This window comes from Mesorhizobium sp. 01N446 (genome assembly GCF_056399285.1).
In genome coordinates this window covers 195227-220962 of record NZ_JBFTRA010000003.1, presented here as the reverse complement: position 1 = coordinate 220962, position 25736 = coordinate 195227, and the positions used below count along the sequence as shown (strand labels likewise).

General features: G+C 63.8%; 20 protein-coding genes. 3 read left to right on the top strand and 17 right to left on the bottom strand.

Annotated elements, in window-relative coordinates; translation table 11 throughout:
• Positions 1–6: 6 nt before the first annotated feature.
• The 6 genes from AC1DPX_RS15345 to AC1DPX_RS15320 all read right to left on the bottom strand — a co-directional run bounded on the left by AC1DPX_RS15345 (position 7) and on the right by AC1DPX_RS15320 (position 8086).
• Positions 7–1986, bottom strand: a complete 1980-nt coding sequence (locus AC1DPX_RS15345) for an ABC transporter permease (RefSeq protein WP_477237803.1) — start codon at positions 1984–1986, stop codon at positions 7–9.
• Entirely contained in the window at positions 1983–3056 is a 1074-nt protein-coding gene (locus AC1DPX_RS15340) for a quaternary amine ABC transporter ATP-binding protein (protein WP_477237801.1), read from the bottom strand. Before AC1DPX_RS15340 ends, AC1DPX_RS15345 begins: the two co-directional genes overlap by 4 nt.
• Positions 3057–3133: 77 nt before the next feature.
• Complete coding sequence (locus tag AC1DPX_RS15335) at positions 3134–4108, bottom strand: ABC transporter substrate-binding protein (protein WP_477237799.1); 975 nt, start codon at positions 4106–4108, stop codon at positions 3134–3136.
• Between the two features lie 421 nt (positions 4109–4529).
• Positions 4530–5294, bottom strand: coding sequence for an SDR family oxidoreductase (locus AC1DPX_RS15330; RefSeq protein ID WP_477237797.1), 765 nt, complete (start codon positions 5292–5294; stop codon positions 4530–4532).
• A 91-nt stretch (positions 5295–5385) separates the two neighbouring features.
• A complete protein-coding gene (locus tag AC1DPX_RS15325; protein ID WP_477237795.1) occupies positions 5386–6255 on the bottom strand; it encodes a DUF427 domain-containing protein in 870 nt (289 codons plus the stop codon).
• Positions 6256–6430: 175 nt separating this feature from the next.
• Positions 6431–8086, bottom strand: a complete 1656-nt coding sequence (locus tag AC1DPX_RS15320) for an ABC transporter substrate-binding protein (protein ID WP_477237793.1) — start codon at positions 8084–8086, stop codon at positions 6431–6433.
• Positions 8087–8202: 116 nt separating this feature from the next.
• Here AC1DPX_RS15320 and AC1DPX_RS15315 point away from each other — a divergent pair, with 116 nt between their 5' ends.
• The gene (locus AC1DPX_RS15315) at positions 8203–9105 is read left to right on the top strand and encodes a LysR family transcriptional regulator (RefSeq protein WP_477237791.1); all 903 of its coding nucleotides are present in this window, start codon (positions 8203–8205) and stop codon (positions 9103–9105) included.
• Positions 9106–9123: 18 nt separating this feature from the next.
• On the opposite strand, the gene AC1DPX_RS15310 is transcribed toward AC1DPX_RS15315, so the two are convergent.
• From AC1DPX_RS15310 to AC1DPX_RS15275, 8 genes are all read right to left on the bottom strand, one after another.
• Complete coding sequence (locus AC1DPX_RS15310) at positions 9124–11181, bottom strand: dipeptide ABC transporter ATP-binding protein (protein ID WP_477237789.1); 2058 nt, start codon at positions 11179–11181, stop codon at positions 9124–9126.
• A complete protein-coding gene (locus AC1DPX_RS15305) occupies positions 11174–12052 on the bottom strand; it encodes an ABC transporter permease (protein WP_477237787.1) in 879 nt (292 codons plus the stop codon). Before AC1DPX_RS15305 ends, AC1DPX_RS15310 begins: the two co-directional genes overlap by 8 nt.
• Entirely contained in the window at positions 12049–13002 is a 954-nt protein-coding gene (locus AC1DPX_RS15300) for an ABC transporter permease (protein WP_202359478.1), read from the bottom strand. The genes AC1DPX_RS15305 and AC1DPX_RS15300 overlap by 4 nt, the downstream gene beginning before the upstream one ends.
• A 70-nt stretch (positions 13003–13072) precedes the next feature.
• Positions 13073–14737, bottom strand: a complete 1665-nt coding sequence (locus AC1DPX_RS15295; protein ID WP_202355404.1) for an ABC transporter substrate-binding protein — start codon at positions 14735–14737, stop codon at positions 13073–13075.
• Between the two features lie 259 nt (positions 14738–14996).
• Positions 14997–16181 (bottom strand): mandelate racemase/muconate lactonizing enzyme family protein, encoded by a 1185-nt coding sequence (locus AC1DPX_RS15290; RefSeq protein WP_477237785.1) that lies wholly within the window; start codon positions 16179–16181, stop codon positions 14997–14999.
• Position 16182: 1 nt separating this feature from the next.
• Positions 16183–17289, bottom strand: a complete 1107-nt coding sequence (locus AC1DPX_RS15285; protein ID WP_477237783.1) for a mandelate racemase/muconate lactonizing enzyme family protein — start codon at positions 17287–17289, stop codon at positions 16183–16185.
• A 37-nt stretch (positions 17290–17326) separates the two neighbouring features.
• Complete coding sequence (locus AC1DPX_RS15280; protein ID WP_202359477.1) at positions 17327–18019, bottom strand: GntR family transcriptional regulator; 693 nt, start codon at positions 18017–18019, stop codon at positions 17327–17329.
• 120 nt (positions 18020–18139) lie between these two features.
• Positions 18140–18928, bottom strand: a complete 789-nt coding sequence (locus AC1DPX_RS15275) for a HalD/BesD family halogenase (RefSeq protein WP_477237781.1) — start codon at positions 18926–18928, stop codon at positions 18140–18142.
• Positions 18929–19029: 101 nt separating this feature from the next.
• Here AC1DPX_RS15275 and AC1DPX_RS15270 point away from each other — a divergent pair, with 101 nt between their 5' ends.
• Positions 19030–19944 (top strand): LysR substrate-binding domain-containing protein, encoded by a 915-nt coding sequence (locus AC1DPX_RS15270; RefSeq protein WP_477237780.1) that lies wholly within the window; start codon positions 19030–19032, stop codon positions 19942–19944.
• Positions 19945–19982: 38 nt separating this feature from the next.
• Here AC1DPX_RS15270 and AC1DPX_RS15265 read toward each other — a convergent pair whose 3' ends face one another.
• The 3 genes from AC1DPX_RS15265 to AC1DPX_RS15255 are packed head-to-tail and all read right to left on the bottom strand — an operon-like array spanning position 19983 to position 24574.
• Positions 19983–21137 (bottom strand): efflux RND transporter periplasmic adaptor subunit, encoded by a 1155-nt coding sequence (locus AC1DPX_RS15265; protein WP_477237778.1) that lies wholly within the window; start codon positions 21135–21137, stop codon positions 19983–19985.
• Positions 21138–21152: 15 nt separating this feature from the next.
• Positions 21153–24329: an efflux RND transporter permease subunit gene (locus AC1DPX_RS15260; RefSeq protein ID WP_477238263.1), complete on the bottom strand. Its 3177-nt coding sequence runs from the start codon at positions 24327–24329 to the stop codon at positions 21153–21155.
• Positions 24323–24574 carry a hypothetical protein gene (locus tag AC1DPX_RS15255; protein ID WP_202355397.1) on the bottom strand — a complete coding sequence of 84 codons (252 nt, stop codon included), beginning with the start codon at positions 24572–24574 and terminating at the stop codon, positions 24323–24325. Before AC1DPX_RS15255 ends, AC1DPX_RS15260 begins: the two co-directional genes overlap by 7 nt.
• A gap of 244 nt (positions 24575–24818) precedes the next feature.
• On the opposite strand from AC1DPX_RS15255, the gene AC1DPX_RS15250 reads away from it, so the two are divergent.
• Positions 24819–25409 carry a TetR/AcrR family transcriptional regulator gene (locus AC1DPX_RS15250; protein ID WP_477237776.1) on the top strand — a complete coding sequence of 197 codons (591 nt, stop codon included), beginning with the start codon at positions 24819–24821 and terminating at the stop codon, positions 25407–25409.
• Positions 25410–25736 lie beyond the last annotated feature (327 nt).

The window sequence follows — 25736 nt, the reverse complement described above, 5'->3', positions numbered from 1 at the left end:
TCCTGCCTATCCCAGCCTTGCCCGAGCCTTCGCCGTCCAGGCGTTGAACAGCCGGTCGGCGACGATGCCGATGAAGGCGATGGCCAGGCCCGCGACGATGCCGCGGCCGGAATCGGCCTTGGACAGCGCGATGAACACCTCCTGGCCGAGGTCGCGCGTGCCGACCATGGCGCAGATGATGATCATCGCCAGCGCCATCAGGATGGTCTGGTTGACGCCGAGCATGATTTCGGGGAGCGCCAGCGGCAATTGCACCCGGAAGAAGGTCTGGCGCGGCGTGCAGCCCGACACCTTGGCCGCCTCGATCAGCGCCGGCGGCACCTGCCTGATGCCGTGATTGGTGTAGCGGATCGCCGGCACCACGGCGAAGGCGATCGTCGCGATCATGGCGGTGACATCGCCGACGCGGAACAGCATCACCACCGGAATGATGAAGCAGAAGGACGGCAGCACCTGCAGCGTGTCGATGATCGGCGTGACGATCTTCTCGAAACGGTCGCTGCGCGCCGCCATCAGTCCGATCGGGATGCCGATCAGGCAGGCGATGAAGGCCGAGATGCCGCAGAGATAGACCGTCGCCATGGTCTTTTCCCAGAGCCCGGTGACGGCGCAGAAAGCGGTCAGCGCGGCGACCAGGGCCGCCAGCCGCAGGCCCGAGAGCTGATAGCCGGCAAGACCGAGCAGGAACACCGCACCCAGCCAAGGGAAGCCTTCGCAGAAGGCGCGTACCGGGTTCAGCACATTGAGGATCAGCGCCACGCGAAAGGCTTCGATCGCATCGAAGAAGTTGATCGTCACCCAGTTCACTGCTGCCTTCCACAGCGGCGCGGTGGTGAAGGTGATGACCTTCGGCACCGCCGCGAAGGCCGGCACGAACAGCCCGAGCAGCGTGGTGACGGCAAGGATGGCGATGGCCAACGTCAGATTGGGGTAGCGCCGCCAGAAGCCGGAGCGCACTGCCTGATGAACGTGGCCCTTTGCCTGTTTGTGCGCGATGGCCTGGCTCAGCCGGTCGAGCGCGATGGCCAGCGCGACGATGGCGAGACCGGCTTCCATGGCTTCGCCGACCTTCAGCGCGCGCAGTGCCAGGAGCACGTCATAGCCGAGGCCGCCGGCGCCGATCATCGAGGCGATGATGACCATGTTCAACGCCAGCATGATCACCTGGTTGACGCCGACCATCAGCGTCGGCCGCGCAGAGGGCAGCAGCACCCGCCACAGTTTCTGCCGCGCCGTGCAGCCGGCCATGTCGCTGAACTCGCCGATCTCCAGCGGCACCCGCGTCAGGCCCAGCATCGTCGCCCGCACCATCGGCGGCGTGGCGAAGATGGCGGTGGCGATCATTGCGGACACCGGGCTGTTGCCGAACAGGAGCAGCATCGGGATCAGATAGGCGAAGGTCGGGATCGTCTGCATCAGGTCGAGGGCAGGGGAGACGATCAGCCTTTCCGCCCACGGCTTGCGCCAGGCCCAGATGCCGGCGAACAGCCCGGTGACGATGCAGAACGGCACGGCGATTGAGATCAGCGCCAGCGTCAGCATGGCGCTGGTCCATTGGCCGAACAGAGCGATGTAGAGGAAACAGCCGCCGACCAGCAGGCTGAGTTTGCGACCGCCCACGGCATGGCCGGCGAGGAAGGCGACAGCGCACACCCCGACCCAGGACAGGCGCGGCAGGACGTAGGCGTCCGCGCCGTGGCCGATCTTGAAATTCTTGGCCAAGAGATTGAGCGCGAAATCGAGCGGCACGCCGAGCACCGCGGTGATCGAGCGCGTCAACCACGACAGGTTCGATTTGATCCAGCCCATCAGCGCACTGACCCAGTCGGCGACCGGCACGACGGCGCTCTCCGGATAGTCGACAGCCCAGGGGACCATGTCCTGCAGCAGGAACATGACGAGCACGGCGGCAAGGGCAAGCGCCCAGACAAGCAGCCAACGCTGAAGCGGTGGCCTTGGCTCGCCGGCGCTTGCCGTCACCGTCATGCGCCGGCCCTCGCGCGTTCGATGCCGGCCAGCAGATCGATCACCGCTTGCGGCGTCACTTCACCGATCGGCTTGCCGGTTCCGTTGACCACCGCGAACGGCTTGCCGACGGAGACGATGCTGGCCGAGAAGCTGGCGATCTTGGCATCCGGCGAAACCGTGCCGCCATGCTCGGTGCCGTCGCAGGCGCGCATCAGGCTGCGTGCGGAAATCACCTTGGCGCGGTCGACGTCGCGGGTGAACTCGGCGACATAGTCGGTCGCCGGATTGACCACCAGTTCCTCCGGCGTACCGATCTGGATGACCTCGCCATCCTTCATGATGGCGATGCGGTCGGCGAGCTGGATGGCCTCGTCGAAATCATGGGTAATGAAGACGATGGTCTTGTGCAGCATCGTCTGCAGCCGCATCAGCTCATCCTGCATCTCGCGGCGGATCAGCGGATCGAGTGCGGAGAACGGCTCGTCGAGGAACCAGATCTCCGGCTTGGTCGCGAGACTGCGGGCGATGCCGACGCGCTGCTGCTGGCCACCGGACAATTCGCGTGGGTAGAAATGCTCGCGGCCGCGCAAGCCGACAAGTTCGATGACCTCGCGGGCGCGCGCCTCGCGTGTCGGGCGGTCCTGACCCTGGATGCTGAGCGGAAAGGCGATGTTGTCCAGCACATTGAGATGCGGCAGCAGTGCGAAATTCTGGAACACCATGCCCATGCGGTGGCGCCGGAGTTCAATCAGCGCAGCATCGGAAATCTTGAGCAGATCCTTGCCTTCGAACTCGACCTTGCCATGGCTCGGCTCGACCAGCCGCGACATGCAGCGCACCAGCGTCGATTTGCCGGAGCCCGACAGGCCCATGATGATGAAGATCTCGCCCTGGCGGATTTCCAGATCGACGGCGCGCACGGCGCCGACCAGTCCGGCAGCGGTGACATCGGCCATGCTGGCCTTGCCGTCGCGCTCGCGGATGAAATTGGCCGCGTTCGCCCCGAACAGCTTCCACACATTGCGGCAGGCAAGTTTGACCGGACGGCTACCCGTGCCCGGCTGGGCCGATCCCTGTTCAGTCGTCATCCAATCGTCCTTCTGGAACATCAAGACTTGAGACCCGGCCGATCAACGGCCGGGCCCCGTTTTTCCAGTCGGAACGATCACTGCGCCCAGGCTTTCCAGTCGGCCTCGTGCGCGGCGATCCAGGCGGCGGCGACCTCTTCCGGCGTCTTGCCGTTGAGGTCGACATCGCCGCTCATCTTGTTGAGTTCGTCGGTGTCGATCGTGTAGGCCTTGGCCACCTTGTAGGCGACCGGCCATTTGTCCTTCATGCCGTTCCAGGCATATTTCCAGATCTCGCCATGCGGCTTGCCGCAATCATATTTGGCGTCGGGGTTGGTGCCCCATTTCGGGTCGTTGTAGCACTCGGGCGTGTATTCGGGAAATTGCACCCATTCGCCCTTGTACTTGGCTGGCGCCCAGTGCGGCGAATAGATCCACAGCATGATCGGCGCCTTGCGCTGGTAGGCTGAGTCCAGCTCGGCGAACATCGCCGCATCGGTGCCGGCATGGATGACGGTGAAGGGCAGTTTCAGCGCCGCGACGCGCTCGTCGTCAAAGCCTTCCCAGGTCACCGGGCCGCCGAGATAGCGTCCCTTCGGTGCGGTCTCCGCCGTCGAAAAAGCCTCCGCGCATTTCGGATCCTTCAGCGCTTCCCAATTGGGCAGGCCAGGGCATTTCTCCTTCATGTATTCGGGAAACCACCATTCCTCCTTGGCCTTCGGGCCGAGCTTGCCCAGCCGTTCGGTCTGGCCGGTGGCGTCGGAGGCTTTCATCGCTTCGCCGGCAGTGGTGTCCCAGAATTCCAGCCCGACATCGAGGTCGCCATTGGTGAGGCCGGTGGTCAGGCTGGAGAGGTAATCGGCGGTCGGATATTCGACGGTATAGCCGAGCTTTTCCAGGATGCCGCCAAGGATCTTGGCGTTGAGATTGACGCTGGTCCAGTCGAACAGCGCGATCTTGATCGGGTCGTTGGATTCCGGCGCGGCGGCTTGGGCGGAAGGTGTCAGCAGGCTTAATGTCGCGAGCGCGACGGCGCCCATCGATAGTTTCGAAACTCGACTGCGAAGTGACATGCTTGTTCTCCTTCAAGCTGTGACGGTTATCGGTCGTTCCCTTCTTGCGGCTTTTCTTGATTGTGTTGGATAGGTTGTTCGCTGCGCAAGGCCGTCGGCGCCGAAATTGTCGCGCTGGCGTTGGCCGGCGCAGGCAAGATGGTGCTCAATTCTCGTGAGGAGGGAATATGCCGCCCGCGTCATGGCTGCCGACAGACCGCTGATGGAGCGATCGTCTGCGGATCAATTGTCAGTCTTGCGGCGCCCTGCAAGGTGCGAGCCATCAAGGTCCCATGATCTCGGCTGTCGGCATGGCAAGCCCCTTCTCGCCAAGCCGTTTCATAGGGTGAAATTATATATACCAACGTTCATCTCGCGCAACGACTAACGCTTCGCGGATGCACAAATTCAGACTGCAGGCAAAGTTCCGCGCGATGCGGTCCTACCAGCAGACGTAGCCGCCATCGACGATCAGGTCGAGGCCGGTGACGAAGCTCGATGCGCGGCTGGCCAGGAACACCGTCGGCCCGACCATTTCCTCCGGCGCGGCCATGCGCCCCATCGGCGTGTCGCGCTTGAAGATCTTGATCTCCTCCGCCACTTCGGGCCGCTTGTTCATCGGCGTCAGCGTGTAGCCGGGACTGACGACATTGACGCGCAGCCCGCGATCAGCCCACTCCATGGCAAGGCTCTTCGACATGTGGATGACGGCGGCTTTCGAGGAGTTGTAGTGCGCTTGCGTCAATCCGCGATTGACGATGGTGCCGGACATCGAGGCGATGTTGATGATCGAGCCTTTGCGACGCGTCAGCATCTTGCGGGCCTCGGCCTGACAGGACAGAAACACGCCGGCGACGTTGACCTCGTGCACCTTCTGCCATGTCTCGAGCGACAAGGTCTCGGCCGGTTCCGAACCGGCGATGCCGGCATTGTTGACGGCGACGGTCAACGCACCGAGTTCGGCCTCGACGCGGTCGATTGCCGCCGCCAGATCGCTCTGCGAGGTGACTGTTCCGGTCAGCACCAAAGCCTTGCGGCCAAGCGCCGCGATTTGGTGCGCGGTTTCTTCCAGCCCGCCTTTCGATGCATGACCGAAACAGGCGACGTCGGCTCCCGCCTCGGCCAATCCGATTGCGATCGCCTGGCCAATGCCGCTGCCGGCACCAGTGACCAGTGCGACATTGCCGTCCAGCTTGAAAAGATCCATCGATAGCCCTCCCTGAAGCAGGGAGGGTATGCGCTACGCTATGGTTCGATCAAGCGCTCAGCGCGCGAGCCGATCAAGGGAGCTGCGATGCTCAGAAGTAACCGCTCGAGGCGGCCGTGAATTCCTTCGGGATTTCAACGCCATCGACCAAGATCTTGTCGACCAGTTCGTGATGGAAGCAGACCAGGCCCTTGATGCGCTCGGCCTCGTGCACCGGCTCGGGATAGTACCAGACGAGGTTCTCGTGCCGCTTCTTGGGCGTGGTCACGTGATAGTAGTTGGAGATGCCCTTGTAGGGGCAGCGCGAAATGTATCGGCTGGGTGCGAACATATCGAGGCGCGTGTCGGAGATCGGCAGATAGTGGCGCACCGGATGGCCGGTCTCGAACAGGAAGACGCCACGGCGTGAATCGGCGACCTGCTCGCCGTCGAGGATGACCTGCACCCGCCGCGAGGAGGGCAGGCAGTCGACCCGGCGGAAAGGGTCGCGGGCGTGGACGAAAATCTCTTCGTCCTCCTCATACCAGTGCGTCATCTTGGGCCAATAGAAGGACATGTAGTCCGACAGGTCAGGCGATCCCTTGATCGGATCGACATAGCGCCATGCGGCATCCTCGACCAGCGTGATGCCGGTGTTCAGCGAATAGTGCGTGGCGACGCCCTTGAACGGGCTTTCGGTCGTCGTCGTGCTCGGCAGCAGGAATTCTTCGCGCACATCGCTGATCGGGAAGTAGTAGACCGGCAGATGGTCGCTCTCGTAGAGCACCAGCGCCCTGGTCGTGTCGGCGACGATCATCGATCCCACCTGCACGCGCAGCCGCTTCTGCATCGGCATGGTGAAGGCGACATAGCCCGGCTCGAACTCGTATTGCACGATGGTGTCGAGCAGGGGGAAATGCGGTCCGCGACCGCGCAAATGAGGCTTGCGAATGGTAGTCTCCCGTTTCTTTTGTTTTGTCATCGAGCGTCGGCGCACAGCGAGATGAACCTGGATTGAACTGTGGTGCCGGAGAGGGTTTTCGGGCGGCGGGTTTCCCTTGCATCGAGCGGCTCGAACGATGGCCCCCCATCGCTCTTCGCAGCCCGGCAAGTGGATCGCCCCACCGCCCGAAAAGTGGAATCGTCCAATCCAGCCCCTATCCCAGCGACACGCGGTCGAGCAGCAGGCCGGCGGCGATCGGCGGCAGGCCGCTGACATTCTTGCGCACCGGCACCAGCAGGTCCGGGAAATAGCTGAAAATGACCGGCGTCTCGTCGAGCAGCAGCTTCTGGATGTCGGAGGCCGCCGCGCGCTGCGCACCGATGTCGAGCGCCTTGAGGTAGGAGGTGACCATGCCGTCATAGGCGGGGTTCTTGAAATGCGCCGCGTTCCACGGGCCGTCGCTGACCAGCGGGCTTTTCAGGAAGACATTCGGCACGCTGCGGTGCGCGTAGTCGGTGATCCCCAACGGGCTGTCCAGCCAGTCCGACTGGCCGAACACCGCGTTGCCGTAATATTTGTCCTGGTCCTCGATGTTGAGCGCGATACGGGCGCCGATCTCCTTGGCGAAATTCTGGAACAGTTGCGCGTAGCCCGGAATGTCGGAATAGCGCAGCGTCGTCAGGGTGATGTCGAAGCCGCTCGCAAGGCCGGCCGCCTCCATGAGTTGCTTGGCCTTGGCGATGTCCTGGACGCGCTGCGGCACCGATTTGTCGCTGGCGGGGAAGGCCGGGGCGAACGGGCTGTCATTGCCGGTCGCCGCCATGCCGCGGCACAGGCCGTCGACCAGCTTGGAGCGGTCGATGCCGAGCGCCAGCGCCTGGCGCACGCGCTTGTCGGTGAACGGGCCGGTGTCGCAGCGCATGTGCAGCTGGCGGTGCGCGGTCGAGGCGACGCGCAGCACCGTGATGTCGGGGCTGTTCAGCACCACCTGGCTGACGTCGAGCGGCACGGCGTCGAGGACGTCGACCTCGCCGGACTGCAGCGCCAGGATACGCGGCTGCACATCGCCGTAGAACTTGAATTCGAGCCGGTCGGGCAGCGCCTTTTCGCCCCAATAATCGGGATTGCGCACGAAGGTCGCGCCGACCTTCGGCGTGTAGCTCTCCAGCCGGAATGGTCCGGTGCCCTCGAAGGTCTTTTCGTAGTCGCCCTTGTAGCTCGCCGGCAGGATGACGGCGTTGTAATTGTCGATCGACACCGAATAGGGAAAGCTGCCGTTCGGCGCATCGAGATGGAAGGCGACGGTGTGGTCGTCGACCTTCTGCGTGCCGCCCTTCGACAGCAGGCCCTTGAACACCGACAGCGCGTTCGAGGCACCGTTGGGATCGGCCAGCCGGTCGAAGGTCGCGACGACGTCGTCGGCTTTAAAATCCTCGCCATTGTGGAATTTCACGCCCTTGCGCAACTTGAAGGTCCAGACACTGCCGTCCGCGTTCGGCGACCAGCTTTCCGCCAGCACCGGCTTCAAGGTGAGATCCGGCTGCGTGATGCAGAGGAATTCGGCGGTCTGGAAAACCAGCTGGTAGCTGCCGCTGTCATAGTAGGTGACGGGATCGATGGCGCCGCCGGGCGTGGCCACACCCGCGCGCACCGTACCGCCGGGCTTGCCTTCGGCGCGGGTCTTTTGGGTGCCGAGGCCGGCAGCGGCGACAAGGCCGCCCAGGAACGGCAGGGAAAGGCCGAGCACGCTGCCATGCCGCAGGAAATCGCGGCGGTCGAGCCTGCCGGCCAGCAATTCGTCGACAGCGGAATTTTCGATTGCCGTCAGGTTTTTGCGAGCGGCGTCGATCGTCATGAAATGCCTTGGCATGGCTGCATTCCTCGCTTGCCCTTGGGGGATGGGCCATTTAGGTCATTGTTGACCGCGACCGGAAAGCGATATTTTTTGATTGGGGTCATCGAAATTTTCGATGCAAGGTGCAAGCCATGGATACCGAGAACCTGCGCAGCTTCCTGGAGGTCGCCGAACATGGCAGCTTCACCGTCGCAGCCGGCCGGCTCAACCTTGCGCAGTCGACCGTCAGCGCGCGGATCAGGGGGCTGGAGGAGCAGTTGGGGCGCCGGCTTTTCGTGCGCGACCGCGACGGCGTCACGCTGACGCCGGCCGGCCGGCAGTTCCTGCCGCACGCCTCCTCCATCACCCGCACCTGGGAGCAATCGAGGCAGGACATCGCCGTTCCCGATGGCTATGAGAGCCTGCTGCGGCTGACCGCTCCCGCCTACCTGTGGGACCGCATCACCTCGCCATGGGTCGAGTGGATGCGCGCCAGGCGGCCGAACGTGGCGCTGCGGCTCGAGGGCAGTTTCCCGGATCTGGCGATCGACCAACTGGCGGAAGGCCTGCTCGACATCTGCATCCTCTATCTGCCGCGCCCGCATCCCGGCATCGTCTATGAGACGCTGGCCGTCGATCAGGTGGTGCTCGTCCAGCATGCGGCGCAGGCCAGGTCGTGGACCGAAAACTACATACTGATGGACTGGGGGCTCGAATTCCGCATCGAGCACGACCGCGCCTTTGCCGGCATGGTCAAGCCGGCCATTTCAGCAGGCCTGGTTTTCATCGGCCTGCAGCATGTGCTGTCACAGCAAGCGGCTGCCTATCTGCCGCTCAGCGCCGTCAGCGGCCATATCGAGCGCGGCGAGATGCGGCGCATCGACAACGCGCCGGTGTTCCAGCGGCCGATCTATCTTGCCTATCCCTCGAATCCCGTCTCGTCTGACGTGCTCGACGTCGCGCTGACGGGCTTGCGCTCGCTGGCCAGGGACTGGACCAGCGAACAGGGTTTCTCGGAGGGCGACCGTTCCCTGGGCATGGCCGGCCTGAGGTAGCCGGACGGCGATGCCTTGCTATGCCGGCTCAATCACGGCCGCCTTCTGCAGCCTGGCCAGTTCCGGGTAGGGGATGTGGCAGCGGATCGAATGGCCGGGCTGCGCCTCGGCCAGCGGCGGCTCCTGCTGCTCGCAGATCGGGCCGATCTTGCGCGGGCAGCGTGTGTTGAAGACGCAGCCGGGGGGCGGGTTGGTGGCGCTGGGGATCTCGCCGTCGAGCCGGATGCGCACCGTCTCGGTCTGGTCGAGCTTGGGCACGGCCGACAGCAGCGCTTCGGTATAGGGATGATGCGGCCCGGAGAAGACTTCCTCCGATGGCCCGATCTCCATGATGCGGCCGAGATAAAGCACGGCGATCTTGTCGGAGAGGTACCGCACCACGCCAAGATCGTGCGAGATGAAGATGTAGCTGACGTCTTCCTTGGATTGCAGGTCGGCGAGCAGGTTGAGGATCGCCGCCTGGACCGAGACGTCGAGCGCCGAGGTCGGCTCGTCGCAGACGACGATGCGCGGATCGCCGGCGAAGGCGCGTGCAATGGCGACGCGCTGCTTCAGGCCGCCCGAGAGCTGGCGCGGCTTGACGGCCAGATGCCGGTCGGTCAGGCGCACCGAGCGGACGAGATCGTCGAGGCGCGCTTCCTGCGCCTTGCCGGAAAGGCCGGCCAGCCGCTTCAAGGCGCGCCCGAGGATGTGGCGGATCGAATGCGAGCGGTTGAGCGCGGAGTCCGGGTTCTGGAAGACGATCTGCATCGCCTTGACCTGGTCGTCGCCACGGTTCTCCAGCTTCGGCGCCAGCGCCTTGCCCTCGAGCTCGATGGTGCCGCCGTCATCGGGCGGCACAAGGCCGAGCAGCAGCCTGGCGAAGGTCGTCTTACCGCTGCCGGATTCGCCGACCAGCCCGAGCGTCTCGCCAGGCCGCAGATCAAGCGAGACATCCTTGACGGCGCGCAGGGGATGGCCATGGCTGGCATAGGTCTTGTTCAGCCCGGCGACGCGCAGCACCGGCGCGGCTGCCGGCTTGGGCGCTGTCGCAACATCGCTCGGCGTGGCGCGCGGAAGGGCTTGCGCCTTGTCGTGATGGAAGCAGCGCGAAAGGCGCTTGCCGCGCTCGTCGCTCAAATCGTAGAGCGGCGGCAATTCGGTGCGGCAGCGGTCGTCGGCGAGCGCACAGCGGTCAGCAAAGGCGCAACCCTTGATGTCGGCGCCTATGCCGGGCAGGAAGCCCGGAATCGTGTCGAGCCGACCCTGGTCCTTGCGCTGGCCGCCGCGTGGCAGGCAGCGCAGGAGTGCGACCGTATAGGGATGGCGCGGATCGTTGAACACGACATCCGTCGGCCCTTCCTCGACCAGCATGCCGGCATAGAGCACGCCGACCCGGTCGCACATGTTGGAGACGACGGCGAGGTTGTGGCTGATGAACAGGATCGAGGCCGACAACTCTTGCCTGAGCTGCGCGATGAGGTCGAGCACCTCGGCTTCCACCGTCGCATCAAGCCCGGTGGTCGGCTCGTCGAGGATGAGCATCGAGGGATCGTTGGCCAGGGCCATGGCGATCGCCACGCGCTGCTGCATGCCGCCGGAGAGCTGGTGCGGATAGCGCTGCATGACGCTTGGCGGATCGGAGATACGCACTCGGTTCAGCATGGCAATCGCCCGATCGGTCGCCGCCTGGCCCGTTATGCCGCCAAGCTCGAAGATCTCTGTCAGTTGCCGGCCGATACGGATCGACGGGTTCAGCGCCTTGCCGGGATCCTGATAGACCATCGAGACGCTCTCGGCCCGCGCGCGCCTGAGCGATTCGGCATCGAGCTTCATGACATCCTGGCCGTCGAGCGAGATGGCGCCGCCCGATATCGAGCCGTTCCTCGGTAAATAGCGCACGACGGTGAGCGCCACGGTGGATTTGCCGCAGCCGGATTCGCCGACCAGCCCATAGGCCTCGCCTTGCCTGATGTTGAGGCTGAGATTGCGCAGCACGGCGCGGTTGCGCCCGGCCACCCGGTAGGCGACCGACAGATCGCTGAGTTCGAGGGCGTTTCCAGCCTTTGCGGACTTAGTCGGGGCGAAATTAGTCATTGAGCGCTCCATGAACGCCGTCGGCCACAAGGTTGACACCGATCACCAGCGAGGCGATGGCGAGTGCATCGAACAGCACCGTCCACCAGAAGCCGCCGCCGATCATGCCGTAATTCGAGGAGATCGAAAGCCCCCAGTCGGGCGAGGGCGGCTGGATGCCGAAACCCATGAAGGAGAGGGTAGCGACCGCGAAGATGGCGTAGCCAAGCCGCACGGTGGTCTCGACCAGTATCGGCGGAATGACGTTGGGCAGGATTTCTACGAACATCGTATGGAAGGCGCTCTCGTGCCTGAGCTGCGCGGCGGCGACATAGTCGAGTTCGCGCTCGGCCAGCACCGCCGAGCGCACGGTGCGGGCGATGATCGGCGCGAAACTCAGCCCAATGACGACGATGACGGTCGCCTTGGAGGTGCCGAGCGCAACGATGGCGAGCAGCGCGACAATGACCACGGGGATGGCCATGAAGGCTTCCAGGATGCGGCTGACGACATCGTCGACAATGCCACGGAAATAGCCGGTGAGCAGGCCGAGTGCTGTGCCGGCGACCGTCGCCAGCAGCGTCGCCAGCGGCGCGACGGTGAGGATGTCGCGCGAGCCGACGATCACGCGCGAGAAGACGTCGCGGCCGATCTGGTCGGTGCCGAACCAGTGCTCGGACGAAGGCGGCGCCAGCGCGTTGATGATGTCGTCGGCAAGCGGGTCGTAAGGTGCGAAATGCTCGCCGAACAGCGCGCAGGCGACCCAGAACAGCACGATGAGGAGGCCGACAAGGAAGGTCCGCGAGCGCATGAGCGAGAAGAAGACTTCCGCCAGCGGGCTGTGCCGGCGCGTGTCGTCTTGCGGAGGAGAGGTGGTCTGGACGGCGCTCATTGGTCTGACCCCAGGCGGATGCGCGGATTGAGCACGGAATAGAGGAAGTCGGCGATCAATGTCGCCACCGCATAGACGATGCCGATGGTGAGGATGCCGGATTCCAGCATCGGAAAGTCCTTGCCGCGCGCGGCGGTGAAGATCAGCGAGCCGATGCCCTGGTAGCGGAACAGCGTCTCGATCACCACCAGGCCGCCGATGAGATAGCCGGTCTGGGTGGCGATGACGGTGATGGTCGGCAGCAGCGCATTGCGCAGCACATGGCGCCAGATCACGGTGCGCCAGGGCAGGCCCTTGAGCACCGCCGTTCGCGTATAGTCGGAGTCGAGCGCCTCGATCATGCCGGAGCGCGCCATGCGCGCGATATAGCCGAACAGCACCAGGAACAGCGGCAAGGCGGGCAGGATCAAATAGTATAGCTGGGTGAAGAAGCCGGCATCCTTCGGCCATGCCGCCGAGATCGGCAGCCAGCGCAGCCACACGCCGAAGATCAGGATCAGGATGATGCCGGTGACGAATTCCGGCAGCACCGTCACCGACAGGCCGCCCAGGCTGATGATGCGGTCGAGCGGGCGGTTGAGGTTGAGCGCGGCCACCACGCCGCCCAGAATGCCGATCGGCACCACCAGCACGAAGGCGACGGCGGCCAGCTTCATCGAATTGCCCAAGGCATCGATGACGAACGGCGCCACCGGCGAGCGGAAGATGTAGGACGTGCCCATGTCGCCCCGGATAAAATTCCAGATCCAGGTCGCATACTGGGTGAGCAGCGGGCGATCGACGCCCAACGTGTGATTGAGCGCGTCGACCGCGCGCTGGTCGGCAAACGGCCCCAGGATCGCGCGCCCGACATTGCCGGGCAGTACCTGGCCGCCCAGGAACACCATGATGCTCAGCAGGAACAGCGTCACGAGCGACAGGGAAACACGCCGGGCGAAGAAGGAGAGAATGGCTAAGACTCCTTGTGGAGCCAGCTCCCAAGTGGGAGCTGGCTATTAGAGGATTGGCTTTCCCTTTTGCTTACGCCTTCGAGGCCTTTTCGAGGAACAGCTGCGACATGGCGGTCGGCTGCACGCCGGCCACGCCTTTCGCCGTCGCCGTCAGGTAGTCGTAGAAATAGCCGAAGATGACAGGCGTTTCCTCGAGCAGCAGCTTCTGGATCTTGCCGGCGTCGGCCTTCTGCGCCTCGAGATCGAGCGCGCCGATGTAGCTCGCCGCCAGCGCGTCATAGTCCTTGTTCTTGAAGTGTGCGGCGTTCCAGGTGCCGTCGCTCTTCAGCGGCGCGGCGAGATAGACATTCGGCACGCCCCGGTGACCGTAATCGGTGATACCCATCACCGAATCCAGCCAGTTCGATTTGCCGAACACGGCGTCGCCGTAATAAGCGCCCTGGTCGAGGATGTTGAGTTCGAGCTCGACACCGATCTCCTTGACCCAGTTCTGGATGAGCTGGGCATATTCAGGGATTTCGAGATAGCGCTCGGTGGTCAGCGTCACCTTGAAGCCCTGAGCGACGCCGGCGGCTTCCATCAGCTGCTTGGCCTGGGCGATGTCCTGCTTGCGCTGTGGGATGCTCGTATCGGTCGACGGGTAGACTGCGGCGAACGGGCTGTCATTGCCGAGCGCCGAGCGTCCCTTCATCAGACCGGCGGCCAGCTTTTCGCGATCGAGGCACAGCGCAATGGCGCGGCGCACGCGCGCATCCTTCAACGGGCCGTCGTCGCAGCGCATGTGCAGTTGCTGATGCGCCGACGACTTCAGGCTGATGATGTCGACGCTCGGATCGTTGAGCAGCGCGACGCCCGACAGCACGGGCATCTGGTTGATGATGTCGACCTGCCCACCCTGCAATGCCAGGATCATCGGCTGCACATCGGTGAAGAAGGTGAACTCGGTACGATCCGGCAGCGCCTTTTCGCCCCAATAGTCGTCGTTGCGGACGAAGGACGCACCGACCTTGGCCGTGTATTTCTCGATCTTGAACGGTCCGGTGCCGTCGAAGCTCTTCTCGTAGTCGCCCTTGTAGCTCGCCGGGATGATGACCGCGTTGTAGTTGTCCGACGACACCATGTAGGGGAAGTTGCCGTTCGGCGCGTCGAGATGGAATTCCACCGTGTAGTCGTCGATCTTCTTGGTGGCGCCTTTCTGCAGGATGCCGGTGAACACCGACAGCGCGTTGGACGAGTTTGCCGGGTCGGCAAGGCGATCGATGCTGGCCACCACGTCATCGGCTTTCATTTCGCCGCCCGAGTGGAATTTCACGCCCTTGCGCAGCTTGAAGGTCCACACCGTGCCGGTGTCGTTCGGCTTCCAGCTTTCGGCCAGTGCCGGCTTGAGCACCAGGTCGGGGCCGTCGACGCAGAGGAACTCGGCAACCTGCTGCATGACCAAAAGGCCGCCGGCATCCGCAATGGTGACCGGGTCGATGGCCGCTGCCGGCACGCTGCTGGCGACGCGGATGGTGGCGCCGGCTGCGCCGGCGGCGCGCGCCAGCGACGGCATGCCGCCGAAGCCGGCGGCCGTGGTGATACCGCCCAGAAGCGGCAGCGACAGGCCGAGCAGGCTGCCGTGGCGAATGAAGTCGCGGCGGCTGACGCGGCCGTCGACGAGACCATCGATGAGATGGTTTTCGAGCGGCGAGCGGTTGCGCCGGATCAGGTCGAGAATGCGGTAGTTCTTGCTCATGGGTTTAACCCTTTCCCCTGTTTCTTATGGCTGAAGAATGCACGTCCGGTTGACGTAATTCCGAGGAGTTCTCCCGTCCCGGTCGTCAACGAAGTCGGTCGACCGGGACTGTAGCATGCTGTCTTTTCTGGTCCATCCGATCCTTGTGGCGCATGGGTCAGATTTTCTTGAGGCCATGCTTTCACCTGTCAGGTCCTGCCGTGGCGATCCACATCGGCGGACCCTTGTTGTCGGCTAGTCTCCTTTCCTTCTCGTTCTCCTAGTTCAGCGGCAGGCGGCGATATGTGCCGGGCTTTGCCGGGTCGTGATATTTGTTGCACGGGCCGTTCTCGACGAAATCGCGATGGCAGGCCGCGAGGCTTTTCCGCGACAAGGTGACGCCGAGACCGGGGCCTTCCGGCACGCGCACGACATTGTTCCTGGGCGAAAATGGGCCTTCTTCGGTGATGTCCATGGGCTGCATGCGAAACAGCGACTGGTTCGGCTCCCGGATCCAGCCGAGCGCCGCGCACAGATGCAGATAGGCCGCGCTGCCGATGCCGCTGTCGCCGCTGTAGCACCAGAAATCGACGCCGGCGTGCTCGCAGGCGCCGACGAAACGCGTGAGGCGGCCGATGCCGCCATGCGCCGTCGGATTGCCGACGAAGGCGTCCGGCACCTTGAGGTCCATGGCGCGCGCTATGTCGATGTTATGGGTCGAGAACGGGATCGAGCAATGCTGCCGCAACTGCCGCATCTCCTCGATCGTCGCCACCGGATCCTCCCAGTTGCGCACGCCGAGTTCTTCCAGCGGCCGCGCCAGCCGCCGCGCCGTCGCCAGCGAATAGGCCTGGTTGGAATCGATGCGGATCATCGCCTCGTCGCCAAGCTTTTCGCGGATCAGCTCGACCATTCTCAGCGAGACTGTCGGGTTCTCGGTCGAGAACTTGCCTTCGAAGAAGGTCGTGCCATGCGTCTCGTGCAGCTCGACGCAATAATCGGCGACTTCTTCAGGCGTCGTCTCGCCTTTCACCTTGGGCCCGTCGCCCCGCAGCGAGAAGTAATCGGTGAACGGGATGTCCTTGCGCACGGCGCCGCCGAGCAGCTGGTAGAGCGGCTGCTTCCACGCCTTGCCGCGCAGGTCCCACAGCGCCATCTCGATCGCGCCAAAGGCCATGATGCGGGTGCGGTCGTTGATCGACTGCACGCCGGTCCAGTAGGGCAGGCAGACATGTTCGGCGCCGGCGATGTCGAGGGCATCGCGCCGGACCAGACGCGGGGCCAATACATCGCTGATGATTGTGGCTGCCGCCGGCGTCGGCGCTTCGCCGAGGCCGATCAGTCCATCCTCGGTCTCGACCTCGACAATGGTCTGCGAAAACCCGTCGAGTTCGCCGAACACCCAGCCATAGGGCGCTTCGAGACGAAGATTGATCGGCGTTGCCTTGATGCTGCGGATTTTCATCTCAGCCGCCGATTTCAAAGAACGGCTTGCCGAGCAGGCTCGGATCCACGTCGATGCCGAGACCAGGCCCGTCTGGAACGCCCATATGGCTGCCAGTGACCGGCGGGGCGTTGAAGGCCGTGCGCACCGTCACCCATTCATGAAAGGCAATGGCATGCAGCCGGCGTTCTTGCGGCGTGGACAGCGATAGATGTGCCATCGCCGCCGTGTCGATCTCGGCGCCGCCCGTGTCCTCGACAGTGATCATGAAGCCAAGATCGACGGCAACGTCGCGGATCTGGCGCGTCCTGGTCACGCCGCCCAGCCGCGAGATCTTCAGCGTCAAGCCGTCGGCCGCGCCCAGGCGATGGATTTCCAGCATTGCCTCGAGCGAGATGACGGATTCGTCGAGCACCATCGGCTTGTCGAGCATGCGACGCACCGACATGTTCTCCTCGATCGTCGTGCAGGGCTGCTCGAACGTGTAGTCGATGCCACGTGTGGCATCAGCGAACTGCCGCGCCTGATAGGGTGTCCAGCCGGCGTTGGCGTCGCAGAAAATCACCGTGCCTTTCGGCACGGCCGAGGCGACGGTCGTTACCCGCTCGATGTCGTCGTGCACATTGCCGCCGACCTTGACCTGCAGACGGCGACAACCCTCTGCGATGATCCTTTTTGCCAGTGCCGCCATCTGATCGAGCGTGCCGTGGGTGACCACCCGGTAGGTCTCCGCCATATCGCTCTCGCGGCCGCCCAGCATGGTCACCAGCGGCACATCGGCGGCGCGCGCGGCGAGATCCCAGCAGGCCATGTCGAGCGCCGATTTGATGTAGGGATGGCCCTTGAACACCGTGTCCATCAGCCGGCCGATGCTGGCCAGGCCGCGCGGATCGTGGCCGATGAGATGCGGCGCGATTTCCGGCACGCCCGCGCGTGCTCCCGCCGGAAACGCGGCCGAATAGAAATTGCCGAGCGGCGCCATTTCTCCCCAGCCGGTCAGGCCGCTGTCGGCGCTGATGGCGACGATCACCGCGTCGAAGGCGTCGGCCTGGCGCCCCTTGGACATGCGGTAGGGGCCATCCACGAAGGGCTGCACCACATGGTAGGCTTTGATGGATTTGATCTGCACGCTGTCTGTCCGCTGGCTACACTGTCTGGGGAATGGGTCAGGCGCCCTTTGACGGACGCTGTTCGAGGCTGCGTGCGTAGGAAAGCAGCTGTTCGAAATCGAGGTGGATATGTTCGCGTGCATGGCGCTGGGCAGCGCGCATATCGGCGCCCTTCATCAGGTGCACGTAAGTCTCATGGACGTCTTCGGCCGGCACTGGCTCGTTGCGCGCATGCTGGTGCAGCGCGAAATACATCTGCAGCCGGCTGGTCAGCCGCTGCCAGGTTTCCAGCAGCACTGAATTGTCGGCCCATTCATAGATCAGGCCATGCAGCTGCAGCGCCGTTTCGATCTGCCTTGTGGTGTCGAGGTTGCGTGTCGCCTGCTTCACCGCTTCGTGACGCCGGTCAAGTTCATCGAAGAAGCGCTGGTCACGCTGCGGCCATGTCCGTTCGATGGCGAACTCATCCAGCACCTGGTTGAGCGAATAGGCATCGTCGATGTCCTTGGCGGTGACATTGATGACGAAGGTGCCGGCATAGGGAATGCTCGTCAGGATGCCTTCCTGCACCAGCTCGCGCATGGCCTCGCGCAATGGCGCGCGGCTGACCCGCATCTGTTCGGAGATTCTGAGCTCGTTGAGCTTCTGGCCTGGTTGCAGCTGGCCGGTCAGGATCGCGCGCCGCAGCAGCGCAACGATTTCAGCGCGACGCGTCGTATCGGCAATCGGGCTGAAATCCGTCTTCACCATCCGGCCCACTCCAGCGAGGAACAGAAGGCAAGACAATCAGATTGTCGACAATCTAACAAGATGGCTTTTTCGGATTTTTCGCAGTCACCCGCATTTCCGATCGGGATGCGATTCAGGGGCTCAGGCCGCCCGGCCGTAGAAGCCGACCCGCTCCTCGGCGCTGAACATCACACCTGGTTTCTCATAGTAGGAGAACACCGCGATCATGCGCTCGCGCTCGCCTTCGACCGTGGTGACGCGGTGCGCGGTGTTCTTGCCGCGGAAGACATTGAGCGTACCCGGCTTCATGCGCAGGATCTTTGCGTCGGGATCACGCCCTTCGAGCAACCTGGCGACGCCCTCATAATTGGGGTCGTCATCCGACCTGAGATCGGTGCGGTATTCGAGGTCACCGCCGCGCTGCGCCTGCTGCAACAGCAGCGTCGTGGTGAATTCCGAGCGGTCGAAATGCCAGTTCAGCGCCTCGCCGGCGCGATAGGCCATGACATTGGTGCGCGCCAGCGGATCCTGCATGACATGCAGTTTTGCCCTGCCCATCGTCGCCGCCAGGAAGCGTACCAGCGGTTCGTATTCGTAGATGGCAAGCACGGTGCTGCTCGGGATCTGGTCGGCACAGACGGTGTGGCTGATGGTTTCGACCTTGCGCAGGGCCGGATGGTCGGGCGCGAGTTCGGGAATGCTGGGCTTGAAGTAGATGTTGTGCATGCGCTTGTGGACATGGGACTGCGTGTCCATGACCGGCTTGATTTCCCGCACCGCCTGTTCGGCGACGCCGGGCCTCAGAAAACCTTCGAGATTGAACATGCCGTCGGCCCTGAGGGCTTCGATCGACTGTTCGACGAGGCGCTTCCATTCGGCGCTGCCTTCGCGGTCGAGCGGATAGCGGTCGAGATCGAGAATGTCTTTCATGTCGCGTGCTCCATAGGTTGGGCACAGATGACCGCAAAAAATTCTTTCTCTCAACGGGGAAAATTATTAGGATTGCTCAAGAAAAACTTATGGAGCCAGGCATGGAAAAACTGCCGCCGCTGAACGCGATCAAGGCCTTCGAGGTCGCCGCCCGCGCCGGCAGCTTCACTTTGGCCGCGAGCGAGCTTGGCGTGTCCTCGGCAGCGGTCAGCCAGCAGATCCGCAATCTCGAAACCTGGTTCGGCAAGCAGCTCTTCGTGCGCACCGGCAACCGCATCACGCTGACCGATGCCGGCCACGCCATCTATCCGCAGACCGCACGCGCCTTGGGCGACATCGCCGCCATCGGCCAGCGCATGCTGGAAGGTGGGCTGAGGACACGGCTTGTCGTCAGCGTGCCGTTCTCGCTGGCGGAGCTGTGGCTGGCGCCGCGGCTGGCCGAGCTGCTTGATGCCTACCCACAAATGGCGATCGACGTACGCGCGGAGGACGATCCGGTTGACCTGATGCGCCAAAATGTCGATCTGCGCATCTCCTATGGCGACTATCACTATCCTGGACTGCGCATGGTCCGGCTCGTCCATGACGATGTGCTGCCCGTCTGCGCGCCGGACTTCTGGCACCGGCACGGCAATGGCGATCCGGGGCTCACGGAGCTGCATGAGAGCCTGTTCATCCACACCAACTGGGGGCCGAATTATGCCTCGCACCCGAGCTGGGCCGACTGGTTCGCGGCCTGCGGCGCCAGCCGTTCCCCAGACCCGTCGCATGGGCGGCGTGTCGCCCTGTCCAGCCTGGCGATCGCCTCGGCGAGGCTGGGTCTGGGCATTGCGCTCGGCCAGCGTGTAATGGCGCAGGCCGATCTGGAGGCCGGTCGCCTGATCGCGCTGTCATCGGTCTCGGTGCGTCTCGGTCATCCCTATTGCGCCTTCATGCCGCCGGCCAAGGCCGACCGCGCCGATGTGGCCGCTCTTGTCGGCCTGCTTGTGAATACGGCGCCCTCGACCCGTGGGTAGGTCGAGGGCGCCGCGCGGAAACCGGGCCTGCGGGGGTGTCAGGTGGCCGGTTTCTGTGGCAGTGGCGAGATCGGCATTCCGGGTCCGATCTTCTGCAGATTGCCTGTGATCACCTGGTCGCCTTCCGAGACGCCGCTCAAGATAGCGACGAGGTCGCCGCTGGTCGGGCCGAGCGAGACCAGCCGCTGGTCGACCGTATTGCCCTTGCCGACCACATAGAGATATTTGCCGAGCTGGCTCGAACCCAGCGCCGTCTGCGGCACCATCAGCGCGTCGGGCTGCTGCCTGATATGCAGCCGCACGCGGACATACTGGCCAGGCATCAGCGTGAACTTCGCGTTGCCGATGGTGGCGCGTGCGGTGATTGTGCCGGTCGAATGGTCGACCGTGTTGTCGATGAAGGTGAGTTCGCCCTTCTGGCTGCTCTCAGTCTCACCCGGCAACAGCACCTCGACATCGATCGGGCCGGCCGCGCGGGCCTGCTCGATCTCGGCCAGATCCGTCTCGCTCGGATTGAAGGTGACGTAGATGGGGTCGAGCTGCACAAGCGTGTTGAGCACCGTGCCGGCAACGCTGACCAGCGTTCCGACCGAAGCCTGGTTGCGGCCCAGGCGCCCGGTGAACGGCGCATGGATCTTGGCGTAGCTCAAATTGAGCTCCGCCGTGCGCACGGCCGCCTGGTTGAGTGCCAGCGATGCCTGCGCTTCGCGCAAGGTGCTGGTGCGCTGGTCGAAGCTGTCCTTGTCCAGGTAACCGCTCTTGGCGAGCTCGGTGCCGCGGCCGAGATTGGACCGGGCATAGTCGAGCGTCGCCGTATCGCGCTGGACCTGGGCTTTCGCCTGGTCGAGCGCGGCCTGGAAGTCGTCAGGCGAGATCTTATAGAGAAGGTCGCCTTGCCGCACATCCGCGCCATCCTGCGCCGTCTGTTCCTGCAGATAGCCGGGCACGCGGGCCTGCAGTGTGATGCTGCGGATCGGCTCGATGCGGGCGGCATAGTCGAGATAGATCGGGATCGTCTTCTTGACGACATTTGCCACCGGCACCGGCATGACGAATGCCGCCGGAGCCGGTGTCGCCGCCCCGGCCGTGCCGGCGCTCAGCCTCAGGTTGCCCATGTCGAGCAGGTGGACGCTTGCCACCGAGATCGCGCCCAGCGCGACCGCCGTTCCCAACGCAATTTTCCATTTACGCATAATATTTCTCCAATCTTATTCGGCCGCTTCCGCCAGGGGAGGGAAGGCGGGTTCGGCAGTTGGTTCAGTATGCTTGGAGGCGGGTTCGCCGCTTTCGCGGCGCTCCCTCAACTGTTCGATGACCGCGTAGAAGACCGGCACGAACACCAGCGACAGGATGGTCGCGGCGACCATGCCGCCAAACACGGTGGTACCGATCGACTGGCGGCTTGCCGCGCCGGCGCCGGTTGCGAACATCAGCGGCAGCACGCCGAGGATGAAGGCGAAGGCCGTCATCAGGATCGGCCGCAGCCTCAGCCGCGCGGCTTCCATTGCCGCCTCGACGATGCTCAAGCCTTCCTCGCGCCGCCGTCTGGCGAACTCGACGATCAGGATGGCGTTCTTCGCCGCCAGGCCGATCAGCATGACGAAACCGATCTGCGAGTAGACGTCGATCTGCATGCCGCGCATCCACAGGGCCGCGAACGCGCCGAACAGGGCCAATGGCACCGCCAGCAGCACCATGAACGGCATCGCCCAGCTTTCATACTGCGCCGCCAGGATCAGGAAGACGAAGACGATGGCGAGGCCGAAGACGACGGACGCGATCGATCCTGCCTTGAGCTCCTGGAAGGTGATGCCGGTCCATTCGAAGCCGAAATCCCTGGGCAAGGCGGTGGCAGCCGCCCGTTCCATGGCAGCGACGGCCTGGCCTGAGGAGAAGCCCGGCGCGGCGCCGCCATTGATCGAGGCCGACGCGTTGTTGTTGTAGTGCGGCACGGTCTCCGGCCCGAYGAAGGGCACGAGCTTGCCCAGCGTCGAGAGCGGCACCATGCCGCCAGAGGCGTTGCGTACATAGAGCCGCGAAATGTCGGCGGCGCCGGCACGTGCATCCTTGTCGGCCTGGATGGTCACCCGGAAGGTGCGGCCGAACAGGTTGAAGTCGTTCACGTAGAGTGAGCCGAGATAGATCTGCAGAGTGTTGAAGACGTCGGGCAAATTGAGCCCGAGGAGCTTCGCCTTGCTGCGGTCGAGGTCGTAGTTGAACTGCGGCGTCGACGTCGAGAACGGCGAGAACAGCTGCTGCGGATTGATTTCCGGCTGCTTGCGCGCCTCGGCGATCACGGCTTGCGTCGCATCGTTGAGAGCCGTGCTGCCACGGCCGGTGAGGTCCTCGACGACGAATTCGAAGCCGCCCGTGGTGCCGATACCCGGGATCGAGGGCGGATCGAAGGAAAGCGCGAAAGCTTCCGGTATCTGCAACAGCTTGCCGCGCACGTCGGCCACGAGCTTCGATGCGCTCTGGTCGGGGCCGCGTTCTTCCCAGGGCTTCAGGATGGCGAACTCGACCGCCGAGTTCGATTGCGCGGCACTGGTCAGGAAGTTCAGGCCGCTGATCGAGCCGACAATGTCGACGCCGGGCGTTGCCTGCAGGATGTCGCGCGCCTTCTGGGCCACCGCGTCGGTGCGCTCGAGCGAGGCGCCGTCGGGCAACTGGATGACGACGAAGAAATAGCCCTGGTCCTCGACCGGAAGGAACGTCGAGGGCAGTTTCTGCCAGACGAAATAGGTGGCGACCAGGCCGGCCGCGAACAGGCCGAGCATGATCCAGCGCAAGCGGATGAGAATGCGCACGCCATGGGCGTAGGCATGCGACAACCTGTCGAAACCGGTATTGAACCAGCGGAACAGGATGAACTGCGTCTCGCCGCGATGGCGCAGGAAGGCGGCGCTGAGTGCGGGGCTGAGCGTCAGCGAATTGAAGGCGGAAATGCCGACTGAAATCGCCACCGTCAGTGCGAACTGGTTGTAGAGCTTGCCGGAAACGCCGGGAATGAAGGCGACTGGCACGAACACCGCCATCAGCACGGCGGTGGTGGCGATGATCGGGCCGGTGACTTCGGCCATGGCGGCCTTGGTCGCGGCCAGTGGTTTCAACCCGGCCTCGAGCTGTCGTTCGACATTCTCGACCACCACGATGGCGTCGTCGACGACAAGGCCGATCGCCAGCACCATGCCGAGCAGAGAGAGCATGTTGAGCGAGAAGCCCATCATCTCCATGACGACCAATGTCGCCACCAGCGACACCGGAATGGCGATGGTCGGAATGATCGTCGTGCGCCAGCTCTGCAGGAAGATGAACACCACGGCGACGACCAGCACCAGGGCTTCGCCGAGCGTGATCAGCACGTCATGCATCGACGCCGAGACGAAGCGCGTCGTGTCGTAGTGCATGGCATAGGAGACGCCCTTCGGGAAACGGGACGACAGCTCCTGCATCTTGTCCTTGACACGCTGCTGAAGGTCGAGCGCGTTGGAACCGGGCATCTGGTAGACGGCGAGCACGACCGTCGGGTCCTTGCCGAAGAAGGCCGAGGACGAATATTGCAGCGCGCCGAGCTCGATACGCGCAACGTCACGCAGCCGCACCAGCGAGCCGGTGTCGGTGTTGGCGCGCACGACGATGTCACCGAATTCCTTCGGGTCGCTCAGGCGGCCGACGGCGCTGACCTGCATCTCAAAAGCGGTACCGGCAGGCGCCGGCGACTGACCGATCTTGCCGGCCGCCACCTGGACGTTCTGCTCTGATATGGCGTTCTGTACGTCGACCGCGGTGATGCCCAGGTTGGCGAGCTTGTCCGGGTCGAGCCAGATGCGCATCGAATAGCGCCGCTCGCCGAAAATCTGAACGTCGCCGACGCCCTGCAGCCGCTTCAGCGGATCGACGACCTGCAGATAGGCAAGGTTCGACAGTGCCACCGGATCGACGGACTTGTCGGGCGAGGTGAGGTTGACGATCAGCACGAAGTTCGGGTTCTGCTTCTTGATCGTCACGCCGCCCTGGTTGACGATCGCCGGCAGCGACGATGCCGCTTGGCTGACGCGGTTCTGGACGTCGACGGCGGCGGTGCTCAGCGAGTAGCCGACATCGAAGGTGATGGTGATGGTCGACGAGCCGTCATTGGAGCTCGTCGACGACATGTAGGTCATGCCTTGCACGCCGTTGATCTGCTGCTCCAGCGGCGTCGTCACCGTGTCGGCCACGACCTGCGCGCTGGCGCCCGGATAGTGGGCGCTGACCACGACCTGGGGCGGCGTGATGTCGGGAAACTGCGAGACCGGCAGCAGGAAATAACAAATCGTCCCGGCGAGCACCATGATGATGGCAATCGCCGAGGCGAAGATCGGACGGTGAATGAAGAAGTTTACCACGACACACATGCCTCGCCGGCTGCTGTTGCCCGCCCGAAGGCGCTGGCAAGTCTGGACAACTGGCCGTGCCCGTCACGGGAGGCTTCCCGTGAACGCAGCAACGGCACCTCATGACGCTGCCCATCGGCAAGCGAGCGAAGCATCTTCTCGAAAGCGCGGGGGTCGACCCCATCTGCCTTCATGACCAGCCGGATCATCGGATCCCGGACGGCCTCATCTATGGTAAGATCGCGGCGCTGTGGCATTGGCCGGCTCCTTGTCTGTCGGTGCGCAGCCCATGCTCGCGAACCGTTTTTCATTTCCTCACCGGCCGGAGCCGCATGATTGGCAGTTTCTCGTCCGTCTCATCTGGCAGGACCAGTTCACGGCCTTGTTATTGACGACGGGCGACATAGGTGTTACCAGTAAGTAACATTCTGGAAGTTACAGACCGGTAACACCCTAGTCAAGAGGTGGCCGAGGGTTTTTTGGAAACGAAAGGAGATCATGATGACAGACGGCGTCGTGGAGCGCTCTCGTCCCCGGGATCGGATCCTGGAGACGGCACGCGACATGTTCCACAAGCACGGCATCAAGGGCGTCGGCGTCGACGCCATCACCGAAGCTGCCGGCACGAACAAGATGACGCTCTATCGTCACTTCGAATCCAAGGACGAACTGATCGTCGAGTGCCTGCGTGCCAATGCGGCCAAGGCCGGCGCGATGTGGGACGCTTTCGAGGCCGAGTTTCCCGGCGACAAGCTCGCGCAACTGCATGCCTGGGTTCGCAAGGCGGCTGCCATGCTCAATGCCGACGGCCGCGGCTGCGATATGGCCAATGCCGCCGCTGAGCTGACCGAGCCGGACCATCCGGCGAGGCTGGTGATCAAGGAGCTCAAGGAAGCCCAGCGCGAACGCCTCGTGGCGCTATGCCGGGGTGCGGGCATCGGTCAGGCCGAACTGCTTGCCGATACGCTGTCGCTGCTGTTCGAGGGCGCTCGTGTCAGTGTGCAGACCGTGGGCGCTGAAGGCCCAAGCACACAGTTCGTGCGCATGGCCGAAGGGCTGATCGTTTCCTTCCGGGGCGCCGCCGCCGGTTGATATCCGCCACGCTTGTTGGCGCTTTGCCGGTTGTATGACCGAGCCCATGCCCGGCGCCATTTGGCGCGGGCGGCACAGGAATTTCCGGCGGCTGAATGAAAAAAGCCCGCTGCCGGGAGGAGGTGGCAGCGGGCTCGATTTCGAATGTGGCGCGGGAGGAGGTGCACCCCATTCAGCGTCGGCATCGCATCTGGGAGGAGTAGATGGCCGACAACTAGAACCTACGAGCTGCCCAATGATTCGGCAACAATGAATTGTGCATAGCAGCTGTGCAGATTTGCCGTGTCAATTATCAGACAAATCCGGGAAACGGGCTTTTCCGAGGCG

Coding starts and splice junctions, on each gene's coding strand:
- AC1DPX_RS15345 (WP_477237803.1), bottom strand. CDS start 1,986: ATGACGGTGACGGCAAGCGCCGGCGAGCCAAGGCCACCGCTTCAGCGT.
- AC1DPX_RS15340 (WP_477237801.1), bottom strand. CDS start 3,056: ATGACGACTGAACAGGGATCGGCCCAGCCGGGCACGGGTAGCCGTCCG.
- AC1DPX_RS15335 (WP_477237799.1), bottom strand. CDS start 4,108: ATGTCACTTCGCAGTCGAGTTTCGAAACTATCGATGGGCGCCGTCGCG.
- AC1DPX_RS15330 (WP_477237797.1), bottom strand. CDS start 5,294: ATGGATCTTTTCAAGCTGGACGGCAATGTCGCACTGGTCACTGGTGCC.
- AC1DPX_RS15325 (WP_477237795.1), bottom strand. CDS start 6,255: ATGACAAAACAAAAGAAACGGGAGACTACCATTCGCAAGCCTCATTTG.
- AC1DPX_RS15320 (WP_477237793.1), bottom strand. CDS start 8,086: ATGCCAAGGCATTTCATGACGATCGACGCCGCTCGCAAAAACCTGACG.
- AC1DPX_RS15315 (WP_477237791.1), top strand. CDS start 8,203: ATGGATACCGAGAACCTGCGCAGCTTCCTGGAGGTCGCCGAACATGGC.
- AC1DPX_RS15310 (WP_477237789.1), bottom strand. CDS start 11,181: ATGACTAATTTCGCCCCGACTAAGTCCGCAAAGGCTGGAAACGCCCTC.
- AC1DPX_RS15305 (WP_477237787.1), bottom strand. CDS start 12,052: ATGAGCGCCGTCCAGACCACCTCTCCTCCGCAAGACGACACGCGCCGG.
- AC1DPX_RS15295 (WP_202355404.1), bottom strand. CDS start 14,737: ATGAGCAAGAACTACCGCATTCTCGACCTGATCCGGCGCAACCGCTCG.
- AC1DPX_RS15290 (WP_477237785.1), bottom strand. CDS start 16,181: ATGAAAATCCGCAGCATCAAGGCAACGCCGATCAATCTTCGTCTCGAA.
- AC1DPX_RS15280 (WP_202359477.1), bottom strand. CDS start 18,019: ATGGTGAAGACGGATTTCAGCCCGATTGCCGATACGACGCGTCGCGCT.
- AC1DPX_RS15275 (WP_477237781.1), bottom strand. CDS start 18,928: ATGAAAGACATTCTCGATCTCGACCGCTATCCGCTCGACCGCGAAGGC.
- AC1DPX_RS15270 (WP_477237780.1), top strand. CDS start 19,030: ATGGAAAAACTGCCGCCGCTGAACGCGATCAAGGCCTTCGAGGTCGCC.
- AC1DPX_RS15265 (WP_477237778.1), bottom strand. CDS start 21,137: ATGCGTAAATGGAAAATTGCGTTGGGAACGGCGGTCGCGCTGGGCGCG.
- AC1DPX_RS15255 (WP_202355397.1), bottom strand. CDS start 24,574: ATGCCACAGCGCCGCGATCTTACCATAGATGAGGCCGTCCGGGATCCG.
- AC1DPX_RS15250 (WP_477237776.1), top strand. CDS start 24,819: ATGACAGACGGCGTCGTGGAGCGCTCTCGTCCCCGGGATCGGATCCTG.